The organism is Caloramator sp. ALD01 (assembly GCF_000472625.1).
In the GTDB taxonomy this organism is placed as follows: Bacteria; Bacillota; Clostridia; order Clostridiales; family Caloramatoraceae; genus Thermobrachium; species Thermobrachium proteoclasticum.
In genome coordinates, this window is the sequence record NZ_AXAA01000003.1 from 44,076 (window position 1) to 61,019 (window position 16,944).

The following is a 16,944-nucleotide window of genomic DNA, read 5'->3' on the forward strand; positions in this document are numbered from 1 at the left end:
TTATAGAAGTAGTGGCTTCGTGGTCAATACTCAAAGCGGAGCAAGTTATCCCACGCTCAAAGGGCTGTTCCTTCCCCAGATATACCATTTACATGGCTAATTTTAGCTTGGTTTTGGTTGTAATAATTGTAGCATTTTTTATATATTTTAGCAACATTCATCACCCACTTACAGAAGTGGGCGACTTCTATTGCTGTTTATGTTAAAAGCGAGGTGTTATTAATGCAACTTAGAAAAGCAACAAAATCCTACGAAAGATCCCTTGATAGATATGGATGGTTATTTATATCTATAGCAGTAATTTTATTAGCAGTATTTATGTTCTATCCTATTATCTATTCCTTGATTTTATCTACTATGTCGTCAAAGGGTATAGTACAAAAGTTTGTTGGATTAGGGAATTATACAAAGTTAATTAAAGATGAAATGTTTATTAAAGCCCTAAAAAATACATTTATATTTCTAATTATACAGGTGCCTATAATGTTATTATTAGCTTTAATTTTGGCTGCAATTCTAAATGATAAGACTATAAAATTTAGAGGTTTATTTAGAACAGGTATATTTTTACCAGCAGTAACCTCTCTTGTAGCCTATACTATCCTATTTAAAATGATGTTTAGTGTAGATGGATTTATAAACTTAAGCCTTATGAGGCTGCATATAATAAAACAGCCAATTCCTTGGCTTATGGATCCATTTTGGGCAAAGGTAACTGTTATAATTGCAATGACTTGGCGTTGGACAGGTTATAATATGGTTTTCTATCTATCTGGACTTCAGAGTGTTCCAGATGAGTTATATGAAGCAGCCGAAATTGATGGTGCAAGTAAAATGCAACAATTTTTCCACATAACAATTCCAATGTTAAAACCAATAATTGTTTTTACAACTATAATGTCTACAATAGGTACGCTTCAACTATTTGATGAACCTATGAATCTTTCACAGGGTGGCGTAACAGGTGCAACTACTGGACCAGGTAATTCTTTACTTACATTATCGGTTTATATCTACAACTTGTGTTTTAAGTATATGCCAAACTTTGGTTATGCGGCAACAATTGCATATGTCATAGTTTTCATAGTCGCAATATTAAGTTTTATTCAGTTTAAAGTGGCAGGTGATAAAGAATGAAAAAAATAAGATTATCAAGGATAATTATATATCTGTTTTTAATTTTAATGTTCCTTATTTCTGTTTTTCCATTTTATTGGATGATTGTAGGTATGACAAATTCAGCTGTAGATGTTATAAAGGGAAAAATGACCTTTGGGAATCAATTTTTTCATAATGCAAAGGTATTATTTAGTAATTATGATGTAAAAAGAATCTTCTTTAATTCAATAAAGATATCTACATTAACAGTTCTTGGTTCCTTAGCTATATCTTCAATGGCAGCCTATGGATTTGAATTTTACCCCTCTAAAGCAAGGGAAAAAACCTATGCCATTATACTTTTATCAATGATGGTTCCCTTTGCAGCCTTAATGATACCTCTATTTAGGTTAATAGTTAAGCTTAATCTTTTAAATACCCACAGAGGATTAATTCTTACATCTTTAGCATCGGTATTTATAATATTCTTCTTTAGACAAAGCTTTAAGAGCTTTCCAAAGGAAATAATACAAGCTGCAAGAGTAGATGGAGCAGGTGAGTTTAAAATATTTACTTCTATTGTGGTGCCATCTATGAAATCAACCTATGCAGCAGCTGCTATTTATTCATTTATGACAAGTTGGAATGCTTACCTTTGGCCACTTATAATACTTCAAAGCGACAAGCAAAAGACGATGACGCTTTTAATTTCATCTATGTCGTCGGCATATTTTCCTGAGTATGGAGCAATAATGCTGGCAATAGTAATTGCAACATTACCTATGATTATAATTTTCTTTACATTGCAAAACTATTTTGTACAAGGTATGACGGGTTCATTAAAACAGTAATAAATTTTAATATTGAGTTCACGCCCTATTAATGGATTTTTGGTAAGTATTTATTTTTTGTATCTATAAACAATTATAAAATCCATTAATGGGGTATTTTAAACTTTGTAAATTTAGTAAAATAGAATATATAGAATTAAAAAGGAGGGGTTATTGTGAAGAGTTACAGAAAAGAACTTTGGTTTGAAATACCAAGAAGAAGAGGTTTTGTCAACATAACACATACTCTTCAGGATTGTGTTAGAGAAAGCGGTATAAAGGAGGGGCTTCTTCTCTGTAATGCAATGCATATTACAGCAAGTGTTTTTATAAATGACGATGAATCAGGATTACATCACGACTTTGAGGTTTGGCTGGAAAAGCTTGCACCAGAAAAACCCTATAGCCAGTATAAACACAATGGATTTGAGGATAATGCAGATGCACATTTGAAAAGAACTATAATGGGTAGAGAGGTAGTTGTTGCAATAACTGATGGTAAATTAGACTTAGGGCCTTGGGAGCAGGTTTTCTATGGTGAATTTGATGGTATGAGAAAAAAACGTGTTCTTGTTAAAATAATAGGAGAATGATATAATAGGTACAGCTTCGAGCTGAACATCCTAAGGCTTTGCTATGGATGACAGCCGATAGGGTATATTTGGAAACGAATATGCCTCCCATATAGGAAAGGAGTTGTATATATTGAAAAGACGTTTATCATTATTTTTTATATTTTTAATTTTATTGATTACTATATCCTGCGGAAAACAAGTTAATAATAGGGAGATTATATTAGCAACCACAACAAGTACTCGTGATTCAGGTCTTTTAGATTACATACTACCAGAGTTTGAAAAAGAATATGGTTATAAAGTTAATGTGGTTGCAGTAGGTACAGGACAAGCAATTAGACTTGGTATGGATGGTAATGCCGATGTGCTTCTAGTTCATTCAAAGGAAGATGAAGAGAAGTTTGTGAGGGAAGGATACGGTATTGAACGTTTTGATGTTATGTATAATGATTTTGTAATATTAGGACCAAAGGATGATAGAGCACAGATTAAAGGAATTTCTACTGCAAAAGATGCACTTAAAAAAATCTATAGTGCAAAGGCAGAGTTTGTTTCAAGAGGTGACGAATCAGGTACTCATAAGTTTGAAAAGAGGCTTTGGGAAAAAATAGGGATAAATCCTCAGGGTGATTGGTATGTAAAGGTAGGAAAAGGGATGGCAGAAACTCTTTTAATGGCAAGTGAGAAGGGAGCCTATACGATATCGGATAGGGCAACATATCTTACATTAAAGGAAAAATTAGATTTAGAGGTATTAGTAGAAGGAAAAGAGGATTTGAAAAATCAATATGGAGTTATAGCTGTCAATCCAAACAAAAACAGCAGAATAAACAAGGATGGGGCACAGTGTTTTGTAGAATGGATTTTATCAGAAAAGACACAGAGGCTAATTGGTGAGTTTGGAAAAGAAAAGTTTGGACAGAGTTTATTTATACCTAATGCCAAAAAGTAAAAGAAGGAGTTGTTTTTATTGAGGTCTATTTGGCAGGGAATTGTAGGTGCCTTTAATTTGATATTAGGTTTTGATAGAAACATAATTGAGATAGTTCTACTATCTCTTTATGTTTCTTTTATGTCAACAATTATATCAAGTGTTATGGGGATTTTTTTATCACTATTTATTACAATTGAAGATTTTAAATTTAATAAAGGCTTAAAGGGAATAATAAATACATTTATGGCTATTCCACCTGTTGTTGCAGGGCTTTTAGTATATATTCTCTTTTCAAAAAGGGGACCTCTTGGAAGTTTAGGACTTCTCTTTACGCCAAATGCTATGATTATAGCTCAAATAATAATTATAGTTCCATTAATTGCAGGCACCGCTATAAATATTATAAATACCAAAGGAAGTATAATATTGGAGGAACTTAATAATTTAAATGCCGATAAAATAAGTAGGTATATCTTGCTTTTTAGAGAGCTTAAGTTTAATATTATAGCAACTGTATTTTTAGGGTTTTCAAGAGCTGTATCAGAAGTTGGTGCAGTTATGTTGGTTGGGGGTAATATAGAGCACAAAACCCGAGTTATGACTACTTATATAGTTCTACAAACAAATATGGGTAATTTTGAAGAGGCAATTGCAGTAGGTATAATACTTTTATGCATATCATTTTTAGTTAACCTATTAATATCAAATTTAAATAGGGAGAGTTAAAATAATGGAGGTTTTAATAAAGGATTTAGTTTATAAAAAGGATGGATTTTATTTAAATATAAAAAATTTATCCTTAAAAAATGGTAATATATATGGAATATTAGGTCCAAATGGTTCAGGTAAAAGTACACTTTTGAGGATATTAAGCGGTAATTTAAAGGGATATGAGGGTAAAGTGGAGTTTTGTGAAGATAAAAATAAAATTTATAACAATATATCTGTCTTATCACAAAAACCCTATCTTTTTAACTGTTCTGTTGAAGATAATATAAAAATGAGTATAAAGTGGGCAAATACAAGTTTAGATAAATTAAGTGAAATAGTTAAGATGTTAAAATTAGAAAATCTATTAAAAAGAAATGCCACAAGTTTATCTGGAGGAGAAATGCAGAGGGTTGCAATTGCAAGGGTAATTGCTCAAAGTAAGGGGCTTATGCTGTTTGACGAACCAACAGCAAGTATAGATCCTAAAAATACAAGAATAATAGAAGAGGCTATTTTAAACAGCAAAAAAGATGATAGATGTATTGTTGTTGTAACACATAACATCTATCAAGCAATAAGACTATGTGATAGGATAATATTTATGAATATGGGGAGGATTGTAGAGGAAATTGACAAAGCACACATACAGGAAAATGAAATAATAAGGGAATATCTACTTCATACTTCTTCCTAAGTCAACAAGTATAACCTTTACCTTTACATTTATTTGAGCCCTTTGAAATTCTTCATCTGTTAAAAGGGGGCTGTGCTTACCTAACTTTGCAGCAGCATATTTTGTAATATCAAAACAGTCTATTTTATACTTATTTTGTACCTTTTCGATTGTTTTATTAAGTTGCTCTGTAATATATTCCTCAAAGGTCCTTTCAATCTCCTTTGCTTCCTTTGCGGTAATTGCAGTGTTATGTATAGTATCGGTTTTTAAGTTGCCCTTTAATGTTATGTTTATTGTATAAATAAGCTTATCATCATAATCAACTTCTACGTTTACATAATTTTTTGCTTTAATGGTATAACATATTTTAGGATTGTTATCCTTTATTATGCTTATATATCCATCGCTTTTTCTACTTCTTATCATATTTATATAAAAGGCTTCCTCTAATGGAATAATATGTTTTAGTTTAGCACCATCAAATACACAAATCCCAGCAATTTTAGGCTTCCTCTTATCATCAACTATATATGGAAGTATTATTCTTCTACCTGTTTGATGATACATAAACAAAAGTTCTTTTATGGTTACTTCTTTTGGGAAAAAATTTGCGAGATTAGAAAATTTTAATATACCTGAAATTGCCTCAGACATACTTGTGTTGTCTATAGGAACCATATTGAAAAAGTGTTTGGTATCACCTTCTGTAATGGTTACATAGGCTATTTCATTTCTTCCCTCATCTCTAACTAATGTTTCAAGTAAATCCTCTATTCCATATTCTGCCCTTTCTCTACTAATAAGATACAGCTTTTCTGTTCCTACCAAAAACTTTTTGCTCATTATTGTTTGCCTATCATTTACTGTATTGTAGATAGTTTCAGCAACTCCAGGAGAAATAAGCCTTTCAACTTCTCCATCACCTTTAAATACAAACATCTCAATAGGATCAACAATTTTTTTATCTGAATCTTTATCAATATCATACCCAATTCCAATCATTACAGATAAATTTTCAATGGGTTCCATTTCGTAACATCCCGTAAAGGTCGTTAATAGAATTAATAAAATTATAAATACATTTCTTTTCATACACCCTTCATCACCTTTAGTTTAGATAGTATAGCCGTTATAATAGAATATAAAAGCATAGTATATACAATATACGGTATTGTATTTTCAAGGAATACGTTTCTTCCGTGTTCAGGTATCATAAAAACTGTAAACATCATAACAAAGGGCCAAGTAATAAGGCAGCTTTTTTTATAGGGTATGTGTGTAAGTCTTGAAAAGGTATGGGCAATAACAAAGTAATCACAGGCCAAAATCTTTAAAATAATACCACTCCAAAGGAAGATGAATACTATTTTAAAATCAGATATTATGCTAATTTCTATAGTCTCCATTATAAAAAGCACAGGATAATATATTTTGGTTGTAAGTTCAAACCCAAGGTAGTAAATGGTTAAAAAAGTTAAAGAAGTATATATCAGTGCTATAATTATGGAAGATATAAAACCTGCGTTTTTTATAGTTTTTTTGCTAACAACATAAGGTAATATAAAGAATGAAATTTCTATACCTGCATAGGAGTAAAAGGAGGCAGGTATAGATGATAAAATTTTTTCAAAAGATGATATAAGGGGGAGAATATTAGTTATATCTCCTTTTTTAATTGTAAAGAGAGGAAAAAGAAAAAGTATGGAAGAAAAATAAAATACAATTTCAGATAGCCTTCCTAATGATTGAAGCCCAAAACTTGCTGTAAAAACAATTGTTAAAGAAACTACTGTAACAATCATTGAAGGTGGAAGGAAAAAAGAAATTTCCTTACTTAAAACATTAAAAAATCCTGACAAAACAGAAGATGCATAAATGGTTAGAGTTAACATAAAAAATATAAATATAATTTTAGTAAAAAATTTACCATATATCCTTTCGTTTAGGGTATAAAAGTCAATAAAACCTAAATTTTTATAGGATAAATAGGCACAGTAGGTTATTGTCAAAGGATATATGCATCCTATAAACATAGAAATCCATCCACTCTGTTCTGCCTTTTGGCAAATTGAGTTTGGAGCAGAGAGAATACCAATTCCAACAACAGCACTGATTAAAATAAATATATACTGTCTTTTGGTAATTGTATTTTCAATTACTTTACTCATATTTTACCCTTCTTTATTTTTAAACTTTTAGGTTTTCTAAGTATTTTATCTAATGGGAACCTAATTACGGTATCTTTAAGGTCAGAGTAATTAAGTGGTGCAAAGGGAGCAAAATAAGGTATTCCAAAGGAGTTCATATTAATAATTATTATTACTATAAGGTAAAATCCAAGTATTACACCTAAAAGGCCAAACATATGAGCTAATATTAGCATTGGAAACCTAAGAAATCTAATAGATAGTGCCATTTCGTAATTAGGAATTAAGAAGGAGGCTATAACGGTTGTAGAAACAACAACTAAAGTTGTTGGACTTACTAATCCTGCCTTTGTTGCAGCTTCTCCTATTACAATACCTCCAACTATACCAAGGGTTTGACCGATTGGAGTTGGGAGTCTTAGTCCACCTTCACGGAGAAGTTCGACAGCAATCTCCATAGTTAAAATTTCTAAGAAGGGCGGAAGAGGTATTCCAAGCCTCGAGTTATATATAACCTTAATTAGCTTTATTGGGACAATTTGTGATGTATAGGATAAAACACAAAGATATATAGGTGTTGCCAAAAGAACAAGCATTGCAGATAAAATCCTTGTAAGTCTAACAAATACAGAAGTTAAAATTCGTTGAGAATAATCTTCAAATCCCTGAAAAAATTCGATAAACACTGCTGGTGCAATTAAGGCATAGGGTGCACCAGATATTAAAATCGCAGCCTTTCCCTGAAATAGGTCAGATACGACCTTATCGGGTTTTTCAGTATTTTTAAGTTGAGGGAAAAAACCATAGGGGAAATCCTCAATAAGCTGCTCTATATAACCTGTACAGAGAATATATGGGAGCTTTTTTATTCTATTTAATTTAAATTTAATAGTATCAAGTACAACAGGATCGATTACTCCATCTAAATAAATTATTGCGGCATCAGTATTGTTTTCAGTTCCAAGAATCATCCTTTCTATCCTTAGTTTATTTGATTTTACTTTATTTTGAATGAGGGCTAAGTTTATTTCTATGTTTTCCACAAAGCATTCACGACCGCCTCTTAAAGTTTTTTCTATATTGGATTCCTGTATGTTTCTATGAGGTATATCGGAGGTATCGCAAAGTATTGCTTGATTTGTTTTATCTATCAATATCAGACATTTTCCACGCAGGAGTTCTACAGTTATATTGTTAAGGTGTTTTATTATTGTAGCTTCACTTACAGATATATAGTTTTGCATTATATATTCTGCAGGGCTATCTATTGTTTCTATGTCTTCCTTTACTTTGTTTAATAGGGGACTTATAATATGTAGTTCAATGGATTTGCGATTACAAAGGTTAGTTACATAGAGTATAAAACATTTTGTTTTTTTATTTATAAGTATTTCTCGTTTTACCAATGTTGAGGAATTAGGCATATAGGATATAATTTTATTTATGTTTTGGTAAATGTTTTTGCTGAGATGCTCCATATTCAACACCTCTAATATTTTTATTTAAAAATATAATTGGCTAAAATCTTAAAAATTATGTATAATTCTTATAAGAAGTTTTAAGGAGGATTTTACATACAAAATATCGAATATTGTATATTATAAGTTATAATCACACGATTTCCCGGGAAATATAAAAAAATGTGAAAACCTAATGTAAATAATATCATTTAATTTCGAAATTTAGAGAAGAGGGAAATAATTATAATTTAAAAGTGTTTTACATATGGCTGAATTGATGGGATATAGTGACTTTATAAAATCAATTTGATTTTGAAAAATTTGGAGGGATGAAAATGTTTGGGTATAGAGGATTAACGATGGCAGAGGATGGTATGCTTAAAATATCTGATGTAAGATGTGATTATTTGGTTAAAAAATATGGTACTCCTCTTTATGTTATGAATGAGGAGGAGATATTAGAGAGAATAAGGGATATAAAACAAAATCACATTTTAAAATATAATGGAGTTGCAGCCTATGCAAGCAAAGCCTTTTTAAACAAAGAGATGTGTCGAATAATAAAAAGAGAGGGGTTATGGCTTGATGTTGTTTCAGGCGGAGAACTCTATACTGCAAAATCTGTAGATTTTCCTATGGAAAATGTAATCTTCCACGGAAATAATAAAACCTATGAAGAGCTTAGTATGGCAGTTGAGTATGGTGTAGGAAGAATTGTGATAGATAACTTTAATGAAATAGACATTTTAGAGGATATTTTAAAAGAAAATAAAAAAACAATAGATGTTCAAATAAGGGTAACTCCTGGTATAGATGGCCATACCCACGAATTTATTAGAACAGGTCAGGTGGATTCAAAATTTGGTTTCCCAATGCACGATGAAAGTGCATTATATGCTGTAAAGAGGATATTAAATTCAGAAGGTTTAAATTTAAGGGGTGTGCATGCCCATATAGGTTCACAGCTACATCAAAATAATATATATAGGCTTGAAGTTGAAATACTTGCAAAGTTTGTAGGGGATATTAAGAATTTATTTGGCTATGAAATTGATGAAATAAATTGTGGAGGCGGATTTGGTATATTTTACAATGAGGAGGATAAGCGATTACCAATTAGCTTTTTTACGGATGTAATCCACGAAGCAGTAGATGAGTTTTTTAATAAATATAATCTTAAAAAACCAACTGTTTTTATAGAACCAGGAAGATGGATAGTAGGAGAAGCTGGAGTTACTTTGTATAAGGTAGGTGCAATAAAAGATATTAAAGGAGTTAGAAAATATGTTAGTGTTGATGGTGGTATGACTGATAATATAAGAACAGCCCTTTATTCTGCAAAATATACTGCAGTTGTTGCAAATAAATTAAATATTGATGACAAAGAGGTTGTAACCATATGTGGTAAGTGCTGTGAATCAGGGGATATTTTGATAAGGGATATAAGTCTTCCTAAATTAGAAAAGGGGGATATACTTGCAGTTTTGAGTACAGGTGCCTACAACTATTCTATGGCAAGCAATTACAATAGAATTCCAAGATCTCCGGTTGTTATGGTTAATAATGGAAAAGACAGATTAATTGTAAAAAGGGAGAACTATGATGACATTTTAAGAAATGATATATAAAGATATATGCTCTATAGATAATTATTTCATCTATCAAGCTGTTGAAAAAAGTTATATATCGATTAGCCCCATAAAGGATTTTAAGGCATTCCTTCATTTCGCTAATCAGTTCTAAGCTTTTCTTTGTTTGAAAAGTCCTACCCTCGCGATGCCATCGTCCTGATGGCCGCTCGGCTCGGCACGTCCTGTGCCGAATTACGGACTTTTCCAAAGTCGAAAAGCTAAGAATTGCTAAAGCTTATGAAAGAGCCTTTTTAAATCCTTTCACGGGGCTTTTTAATACTTTAGCTAACAAACAGTTTTGTTAACAATTAGCATAGATGATTATTTCATATATGGAGCTTTTATTTACTAATTTTTAATCTGCAAATAGAGGAATTTTAATTTTTATGAAGAATAATTACAAAATAAGGGGGTGGGTTTCTTGATTAATTTTGCTCATAGGGGTGCAAGTGGTCGTTATCCAGAGAATACAATACTTGCCTTTGAAAAGGCACTTGAGTTTGGAGCAAATGGAATAGAGACTGATGTTCAAATGACTAAGGATGGAATACTTGTTTTAATGCACGATGAGATGGTAAATAGAACTACAGATGGAATAGGTTTTGTAAAGGATTATACCTTTTCTGAAATAAAAAAGTTAGATGCAGGTTCTTGGTTTTCTAAGGAGTATCTAAACGAAAAGGTTCCATCTGTTGAGGAATTGTTGCTTCTTGTTAAGGGGAAAAAGGTGGTTGTAAATTTTGAAATTAAAAATACTATAATTGAGTATGAGGGGATAGAGGAGAAACTTTTAGACCTAATTTATCGTTATGGTATGCAGAAAAATGTTATTATATCAAGTTTTAATCATTATTCTGTTGTAAGGGTAAAGAAGCTCTCAAGTGAAATAAAAACAGGGTTATTATATATGGAAAACCTATATTGTCCAGAAAAGTATGCAAAATATGTAGGTGCAGATGCACTTCATCCCTATTTCTATTCTCTTGGAAAGGATGTTGTAGGTCAAATTAAAAAGGAAGGCATAATGATAAATACCTTTACGGTAAATGATACAAATTATATGAAGTATTTGATGAGTATTGGGGTAGATGGGATTATAACAAATTATCCAGAAAAGCTAAATAAGTTGATGATAAACCAAAGAGAGGCATCATAGATGCCTCTCTTCAGGTTATTGAAAAAGTTATCTTTTAATTAGCCCTATGAATGATTTCTTGGGCATTCGTTCATTTCGCTAATCAATTCTAAGCTTTTCTTTGTTTGAAAAGTCCTACCCTCGCGATGCCATCGTCCTGATGGCCGCTCGGCTCGGCACGTCCTGTGCCGAATTACGGACTTTTTCAAAGTCGAAAAGCTAAGAATTGCTAAAGCTCACTAAAGAGCCCATTGAAATCCATTCATAGGGCTTTTTCATAATTTAGCTAACAAGTAGTTTTGTTAACAATCTCAAAGAGAGGCATCATAGATGCCTCTCTTACTTTATCTCGTATATGTTTTTATAATCTACATAGAAAACCTCATTTTCTGTTATTGCTATATGTCCTGATTCATAGGGCTTTCCATCAACTGAAATATAAACTTTATCAACATTATAGTAATCACCAAGTGTATTTACAAGGCTTTGCAGTATCATTGATTCTAATGAGGAACCTGCATTCATCTCCTCGATGAATTTACTGTTAACATCTACATATACCTTGTTTTGACTGTTGTTAAAGTAAAGTTTGTTTATTTTTGTATTCGGCCCAAATACCTTATTTAAATCTTCCTTTGGAGGATTTTTTAAAAATTTTTCTATTGTGGTATTAACATTTTCATTTGTATAGAGTGAAACCTTTTCAGCTTTAAAGGCAAGTTTTTCATTATTGAAATCTGGATAATAGAATTTTATTGTTTGGACATATGGTACATTGTAAGTTATCTTTTCAAGATTGCTCTCTATTGATACATCTCCGCTTTTATAAACTGTTTTTACAAGACCAACATTTTTTACATAGTAGTCGAATATTTTATAGTCGTTTCCTTCTGTGGTAACTTCTATAGCTGTATATTCTCCACTTGGTGTAGTTATTTTTGCCTCTGTATTTGAGATATATCTTTTTAATCCATCCTTTGTTGTCCAAGTTGTTCCCTTTTCTATGGGCTCCTTCAATAGAATGTCATAGTTTGAATTCGTAGATGAAAGCAGATTTTCCTTATAGTAGTATTCTTCTCTTGAAGATATTAATCTTAATTCTCCATTCTTTATTTCATACACCTTTGATAGCGTAGTTCCAGGGTTGACATCTCTTATTTGTATCCTATCTCCTTCAATGTAGTCTACATAGGTTTCGTGCTCGGCATATTCATTACCAATACCTTGATATTTCATAAAAACGTTTTCTTTAAAGGGGAAATAATCTTTAACTGTAAGTTTGGTGTTATCTTTAGGTGTTGTATCTGTAGGTTTATTAGATTTTGAGCAGGATGCAAAAGAAGACAATATTAAAACACTCGATATAGCAATACAAATAATTTTTTCAATCCTTTTCATATTATCCCTCCAATCTTTGTATATTTTTATTATACAATAAATGAGGTTAAAAAATATATATTTATTGATTACAGAATAGTAAAATTTAGAAGATATGCTTTTTATATTTTAAAAAATATATTTTTGTATTATAATATTACTTGTTACTAAATCAAAAATTTATAGCAGGTATGGCTTTGGTAAGAAAATGATGGGTTTTGCTTCCCTCTCTACTCTGGAGAGAGAAACGTTAAAAATGCCATACTAAAGATGAAGGGAGGGAAGCAAAATTGGATAATGTTATTTTGATAGTTTTTACATTCGTTTTGTTGTTTATACCAATATGTAGTTTAGCTAATTATGATTATATAAAGTTTAAAATTTTAACGTTATTTTCTATAGAGTTAATAAAAAGACAAAAAATACACCAACAAAACGATATATATGTATAATATAAAGAAAAAAGCTGCTAATAAAAAGCAGCTAATGAAATAAAACCCATTATTTTCTCCTAATCGTTTCTCTCTCCTATTACTATTATAGCATATATATGTTTTTTTATTCAATACTTTATTATAATTTAAAACTAAATAGGACAGTTCGAAACCATCCTGTCCTTAAACAAAACTACGGGCTTTAGCTACAAATCTGTAGCTTTTAAGGGGCTGGTAGCCCCTTTTTTGATTTTTTGGAGGTGAATTATGAAAAGAATTGGTATAACAACAACAGTACCACAGGAGGTATTAATTGCGGCAGGATATAAGGTTATCGACTTAAACAACATATTTGTTACATCAAATAATTATATTGAGTATATTGATATAGCAGAAAAGGACGGTTTCCCAAAGAGTATGTGTGCTTGGATTAAGGGGCTCTATGGTGTTTGTATAAAGGAAGGAATAGATGAGGTTGTAGGCGTAGTTGAGGGGGATTGTTCAAATACAAGGGCATTGGTGGAGGTTTTAAAGTTAAAGGGAATAAAGATATATCCCTTTGCATATCTTAACTCCCATAAATTAGAGGATGTAAAAAAGTCATTAGATGATTTTATGGAGATATTTAATGTTAAAAAATCCGATGTTGAGGATGTAAGAAATAGACTAAATAAGGTAAGGGAACTTTTGATTGAAGTAGATAAGTTAACATTAGAAGGATATGCTACAGGCTTTGAGAACCACCTATATTTAGTTTCATCAAGTGATTTTAATGGAGACTATGTAGATTTTGAAAATACACTTAAACAAAAGATTAAAGAAATAAAGACGAGAAACAAAAAAGATTACCCTATAAGACTCGCCTACATTGGAGTTCCACCAATGATGGGGGATATATATGATTTTGTTGAGGGTATTGGTGCAAAGATTGTTTATAATGAGGTTCAAAGGGAATTTTCCTTCCCAAGATTTAAGAATAATAAGGACATATATGAGTAGTACTATGACTACACATATCCCTATGATATTGAGTTTAGACTTCAAGAAATAAAAAGGCAGATTAAAGAAAGGGAAATAGATGGTGTTATACACTATACTCAAGCCTTTTGTTATAGGGGAATAGAGGATATTATAGTAAAGAGTAAGTTGGATGTTCCTGTTATAAACATTGAGGGAGATAAATTAAATGAACTTGATGCAAGAACAAAATTAAGGCTTGAGGCATTTGTGGATATGTTAAAGGACAGAAGGGGATGGAGAAGGTGAGGATATTAGGAATAGATTTAGGAAGCAGAGAAGTTAAAATTGTTTTTTTTGAAAATGGCAGGATTGTTAGAAAAAATAAGATTAGTACAATGAGATTTTATAGAGATTACTGCATTAAGGATAATGGTTTAATTATAGATAAAGAAAAACTTGATATAGGTGAGTTTGATGTTGGAATTTCAACAGGATATGGAAGAAATAATATAAATATAAAGGACTTTACTCCAATTAATGAGGTAAAGGCACATATATATGGTGCATTATTTCAAACTGGACTTAATGATTTTATTTTATTAGATTTAGGAGGACAGGATGTTAAGGTTGTAAGGGTTGAAAAGGGTGTAATGACAGATATAGAACTCAATGACAAGTGTGCCGCATCCTGTGGAAGATACTTAGAAAATATGGCGAACATTTTAGAGGTTGATTTAGACTATATGACAAAGTTTTATAAAGAGCCAGTTCACTTAAATTCCACCTGTGCAGTTTTTTCAGAATCTGAGCTTATAGGGAAAATAGCAGAGGGAGTACCTATAGAAAATCTTTGTGCAGGTGTAAATTACTCGTTATATAAAAGATTAAGTCCAATGCTTACAAGGTTTAAAGCAAATAGAATAGTCTTATCAGGTGGAGCATCGCTTAATAGTGCTTTGATAGAATATTTAAAAAAAGATTATAATGAAGTAATAACTTTAGAGGATGCACAGTTTAATGGTGCAATAGGATGTTGTTATTATGGAGAAAGGATGGGATTAAAATGAAAAAGGCTGTTGTACTTTTATCAGGAGGATTAGATTCAACGACTGCATTGTATCTTGCAAAATCACAAGGATTTGAAACCTATGCAATATCCTTTGACTATGGTCAAAGGCACGATAAGGAGCTTGAATGTGCTAAAAGGGTAGCAGAGGCAGCAGGTGTTAAGGAACATATTATAGTTAAAACTAATATGGATGCTTGGGGAGGATCAGCATTAACTGACAAAAACATTGATGTTCCAGAGGGTGATATAAATAGAAGTGATATACCAATAACTTATGTTCCAGCAAGAAATATGATATTTTTAGCCTTTGCGGCCTCCTATGCAGAAAAGATAGGTGCACAGGACATATTTATAGGTGTAAGTGAAGTTGATTATTCAGGATATGTTGATTGTAGGCAGGAGTTTTTAGATGCAATGGAGCAGGCTATAAACAAAGGCACTGTTTGTGGAGTTGAGGGAAGAAGAATAAAGATAAATGCACCATTTATAAATATGACTAAAGCAGAGGAAATTAAGCTTGGAATGGAGCTTTGGGTTGATTATTCTTTAACTTGGTCCTGCTATAAAGGGGAAGAAAAGGCCTGTGGAGTATGTGATAGCTGTCTTTTAAGGCTTAAGGCATTTAAAGAAGCAGGATTTGAGGACCCAATAGAATATAAGGAGGAAAGATGATGCTTACTGTATCTAAAGAATTTGCCTTTGAGGCTGCCCATATGCTATCAGAACACGAGGGAGATTGTAAAAATCTACACGGACACAGCTACAAAATGATAGTTGAAGCTACAGGTGATATGAAAGATGGTATGGTTATAGATTTTAAAGATTTAAAAAGGATTGTAAAGGACACTATTATAGATAAAATAGACCATTCATTTATTTATTTTAATGCTTCAAAGGATGAGGTAGAACACAAAATAGCAGATATTTTAAAGAAGTCAGGAAAAAGGGTATTTGAGGTTAATTACAGACCTACTGCAGAAAATATGGCAATGGATTTTTATAATATTTTAAATGATAAGTTAGCGGATAAAGGAATAAGGGTTGTATCTATAACACTTTATGAAACACAAACAAGCTTTGCAAAGGTGGTAGGTTAATTGAAAAGGCAAGAATTTTTAAATGAAAAAATACCTATGGTTGAGATATTTAACAGTATATCAGGAGAAGGAATAACAAGTGGTTTTTTAACAACATTTGTAAGGGTATATGGCTGTAATTTAAGATGTAGCTATTGTGATACAAAATACAGCTATGATGGAGAATATAGTCTAATGGCACCTATTGAAATTTTAGGTGAGGTTAATAGATTAAACTGCAAAAGAGTTATTGTTACAGGTGGAGAACCACTTGAGGAAGAAAAAATAAAAAGATATATTCCACTTTATCTTGCACAAAATGGTTATGAGGTTAGAATTGAAACAAATGGAAGTGTAAGACTTTATGACGAGGATGAAATATATCAATTTACCAGTAAAAAAGAAAGGAAAAATCTCTTTTACACATTAGATATAAAATGCCCCTCCTCCAATATGGATAAATTTAATATATTTGAAGAAAACTTTAAAAGTTTAATTATAGGTGATGAAATAAAGTTTGTTGTGGGAAATTTTGATGATTTGGATTATTCAATGGAGGTAGTAAAAAGGTATAAAGAATATTTTAAAGGAGTTACATTAAATTTTTCACCTGTGTTTTCAAAGATAGAACCAAGCCAAATTGTAGATTATCTAAAGATAAGAAATAAATTTTTTGCTGAAAATAATTTGGATGTAAGGCTCAACCTCCAACTTCATAAAATCATTTGGGATAAGGATAAAAGGGGAGTATAACTGGCAGCCATATCACTTATAACTTTATGAGAAGTTGGTATAAACAAAGGGTTTTTTAGGGAAAATAATAGTGATTGA

At 31.4% G+C, this 16,944-nt stretch carries 17 protein-coding genes, 1 pseudogene and 1 riboswitch; of the genes and pseudogenes, 14 read left to right on the forward strand and 4 right to left on the reverse strand.

Annotated elements, in window-relative coordinates:
- Nucleotides 1–222 precede the first annotated feature (222 nt).
- From A3M9_RS0102190 to A3M9_RS0102215, 6 genes are all read left to right on the forward strand, one after another.
- Nucleotides 223–1,137 carry a carbohydrate ABC transporter permease gene (locus A3M9_RS0102190; protein ID WP_027307747.1) on the forward strand — a complete coding sequence of 305 codons (915 nt, stop codon included), beginning with the start codon at nucleotides 223–225 and terminating at the stop codon, nucleotides 1,135–1,137.
- Entirely contained in the window at nucleotides 1,134–1,949 is an 816-nt protein-coding gene (locus A3M9_RS0102195) for a carbohydrate ABC transporter permease (RefSeq protein WP_027307748.1), read from the forward strand. Before A3M9_RS0102190 ends, A3M9_RS0102195 begins: the two co-directional genes overlap by 4 nt.
- Nucleotides 1,950–2,104: 155 nt before the next feature.
- A complete protein-coding gene (locus A3M9_RS0102200) occupies nucleotides 2,105–2,521 on the forward strand; it encodes a secondary thiamine-phosphate synthase enzyme YjbQ (protein WP_027307749.1) in 417 nt (138 codons plus the stop codon).
- 2 nt (nucleotides 2,522–2,523) lie between these two features.
- Nucleotides 2,524–2,640, forward strand: a riboswitch (molybdenum cofactor riboswitch).
- Nucleotides 2,634–3,455: a substrate-binding domain-containing protein gene (locus A3M9_RS0102205; RefSeq protein ID WP_084424572.1), complete on the forward strand. Its 822-nt coding sequence runs from the start codon at nucleotides 2,634–2,636 to the stop codon at nucleotides 3,453–3,455. Its footprint overlaps the riboswitch before it by 7 nt.
- 18 nt (nucleotides 3,456–3,473) lie before the next feature.
- Nucleotides 3,474–4,163, forward strand: coding sequence for an ABC transporter permease (locus A3M9_RS0102210; protein WP_156897857.1), 690 nt, complete (start codon nucleotides 3,474–3,476; stop codon nucleotides 4,161–4,163).
- Nucleotides 4,164–4,167: 4 nt separating this feature from the next.
- Entirely contained in the window at nucleotides 4,168–4,842 is a 675-nt protein-coding gene (locus tag A3M9_RS0102215) for an ATP-binding cassette domain-containing protein (protein ID WP_027307752.1), read from the forward strand.
- Here A3M9_RS0102215 and A3M9_RS0102220 read toward each other — a convergent pair.
- The 3 genes from A3M9_RS0102220 to A3M9_RS13000 are packed head-to-tail and all read right to left on the reverse strand — an operon-like array spanning nucleotide 4,822 to nucleotide 8,449.
- Complete coding sequence (locus A3M9_RS0102220) at nucleotides 4,822–5,916, reverse strand: Ger(x)C family spore germination protein (protein ID WP_084424574.1); 1,095 nt, start codon at nucleotides 5,914–5,916, stop codon at nucleotides 4,822–4,824. The two genes, A3M9_RS0102215 and A3M9_RS0102220, sit on opposite strands and share 21 nt — an antisense overlap.
- Nucleotides 5,913–6,992 carry an endospore germination permease gene (locus A3M9_RS0102225; RefSeq protein WP_027307754.1) on the reverse strand — a complete coding sequence of 360 codons (1,080 nt, stop codon included), beginning with the start codon at nucleotides 6,990–6,992 and terminating at the stop codon, nucleotides 5,913–5,915. The genes A3M9_RS0102220 and A3M9_RS0102225 overlap by 4 nt, the downstream gene beginning before the upstream one ends.
- Nucleotides 6,989–8,449 carry a spore germination protein gene (locus A3M9_RS13000; RefSeq protein WP_051350555.1) on the reverse strand — a complete coding sequence of 487 codons (1,461 nt, stop codon included), beginning with the start codon at nucleotides 8,447–8,449 and terminating at the stop codon, nucleotides 6,989–6,991. Before A3M9_RS13000 ends, A3M9_RS0102225 begins: the two co-directional genes overlap by 4 nt.
- A gap of 317 nt (nucleotides 8,450–8,766) precedes the next feature.
- Between A3M9_RS13000 and lysA the strand changes: the two genes are divergently transcribed.
- Together lysA and A3M9_RS0102240 are read left to right on the forward strand one after the other, a co-directional pair.
- Nucleotides 8,767–10,059, forward strand: coding sequence for a diaminopimelate decarboxylase (gene lysA, locus A3M9_RS0102235; RefSeq protein WP_027307755.1), 1,293 nt, complete (start codon nucleotides 8,767–8,769; stop codon nucleotides 10,057–10,059).
- Nucleotides 10,060–10,483: 424 nt separating this feature from the next.
- Entirely contained in the window at nucleotides 10,484–11,218 is a 735-nt protein-coding gene (locus A3M9_RS0102240; protein ID WP_370882840.1) for a glycerophosphodiester phosphodiesterase, read from the forward strand.
- A gap of 318 nt (nucleotides 11,219–11,536) precedes the next feature.
- Here the strand turns inward: A3M9_RS0102240 and A3M9_RS0102245 are convergent, their stop codons facing one another.
- Nucleotides 11,537–12,595 carry a GerMN domain-containing protein gene (locus A3M9_RS0102245; RefSeq protein ID WP_027307757.1) on the reverse strand — a complete coding sequence of 353 codons (1,059 nt, stop codon included), beginning with the start codon at nucleotides 12,593–12,595 and terminating at the stop codon, nucleotides 11,537–11,539.
- 269 nt (nucleotides 12,596–12,864) lie between these two features.
- On the opposite strand from A3M9_RS0102245, the gene A3M9_RS14575 reads away from it, so the two are divergent.
- The 6 genes and pseudogenes from A3M9_RS14575 (at nucleotide 12,865) to A3M9_RS0102275 (ending at nucleotide 16,866) form a co-directional block, all read left to right on the forward strand.
- The gene (locus A3M9_RS14575; protein ID WP_156897859.1) at nucleotides 12,865–13,026 is read left to right on the forward strand and encodes a hypothetical protein; all 162 of its coding nucleotides are present in this window, start codon (nucleotides 12,865–12,867) and stop codon (nucleotides 13,024–13,026) included.
- Nucleotides 13,027–13,275: 249 nt separating this feature from the next.
- Nucleotides 13,276–14,274: pseudogene (locus A3M9_RS13005) on the forward strand (2-hydroxyacyl-CoA dehydratase family protein).
- Complete coding sequence (locus tag A3M9_RS0102260; protein ID WP_027307758.1) at nucleotides 14,271–15,035, forward strand: acyl-CoA dehydratase activase; 765 nt, start codon at nucleotides 14,271–14,273, stop codon at nucleotides 15,033–15,035. The pseudogene A3M9_RS13005 and the gene A3M9_RS0102260 overlap by 4 nt, the downstream one beginning before the upstream one ends.
- Nucleotides 15,032–15,709: a 7-cyano-7-deazaguanine synthase QueC gene (gene queC / locus A3M9_RS0102265; protein WP_027307759.1), complete on the forward strand. Its 678-nt coding sequence runs from the start codon at nucleotides 15,032–15,034 to the stop codon at nucleotides 15,707–15,709. The genes A3M9_RS0102260 and queC overlap by 4 nt, the downstream gene beginning before the upstream one ends.
- Complete coding sequence (queD, locus tag A3M9_RS0102270; RefSeq protein ID WP_027307760.1) at nucleotides 15,709–16,134, forward strand: 6-carboxytetrahydropterin synthase QueD; 426 nt, start codon at nucleotides 15,709–15,711, stop codon at nucleotides 16,132–16,134. Before queC ends, queD begins: the two co-directional genes overlap by 1 nt.
- Nucleotides 16,135–16,866 carry a radical SAM protein gene (locus tag A3M9_RS0102275; RefSeq protein ID WP_198011927.1) on the forward strand — a complete coding sequence of 244 codons (732 nt, stop codon included), beginning with the start codon at nucleotides 16,135–16,137 and terminating at the stop codon, nucleotides 16,864–16,866.
- The last annotated feature ends 78 nt before the right edge of the window (nucleotides 16,867–16,944 follow it).

What these genes read in the sequence shown, in the direction of transcription:
- A3M9_RS0102190 (WP_027307747.1), top strand. Translation starts at nt 223, where the DNA reads ATGCAACTTAGAAAAGCAACAAAATCCTACGAAAGATCCCTTGATAGA.
- A3M9_RS0102195 (WP_027307748.1), top strand. Translation starts at nt 1,134, where the DNA reads ATGAAAAAAATAAGATTATCAAGGATAATTATATATCTGTTTTTAATT.
- A3M9_RS0102215 (WP_027307752.1), top strand. Translation starts at nt 4,168, where the DNA reads ATGGAGGTTTTAATAAAGGATTTAGTTTATAAAAAGGATGGATTTTAT.
- A3M9_RS0102220 (WP_084424574.1), bottom strand. Translation starts at nt 5,916, where the DNA reads ATGAAAAGAAATGTATTTATAATTTTATTAATTCTATTAACGACCTTT.
- A3M9_RS0102225 (WP_027307754.1), bottom strand. Translation starts at nt 6,992, where the DNA reads ATGAGTAAAGTAATTGAAAATACAATTACCAAAAGACAGTATATATTT.
- A3M9_RS13000 (WP_051350555.1), bottom strand. Translation starts at nt 8,449, where the DNA reads ATGGAGCATCTCAGCAAAAACATTTACCAAAACATAAATAAAATTATA.
- lysA (WP_027307755.1), top strand. Translation starts at nt 8,767, where the DNA reads ATGTTTGGGTATAGAGGATTAACGATGGCAGAGGATGGTATGCTTAAA.
- A3M9_RS0102245 (WP_027307757.1), bottom strand. Translation starts at nt 12,595, where the DNA reads ATGAAAAGGATTGAAAAAATTATTTGTATTGCTATATCGAGTGTTTTA.
- queC (WP_027307759.1), top strand. Translation starts at nt 15,032, where the DNA reads ATGAAAAAGGCTGTTGTACTTTTATCAGGAGGATTAGATTCAACGACT.
- queD (WP_027307760.1), top strand. Translation starts at nt 15,709, where the DNA reads ATGCTTACTGTATCTAAAGAATTTGCCTTTGAGGCTGCCCATATGCTA.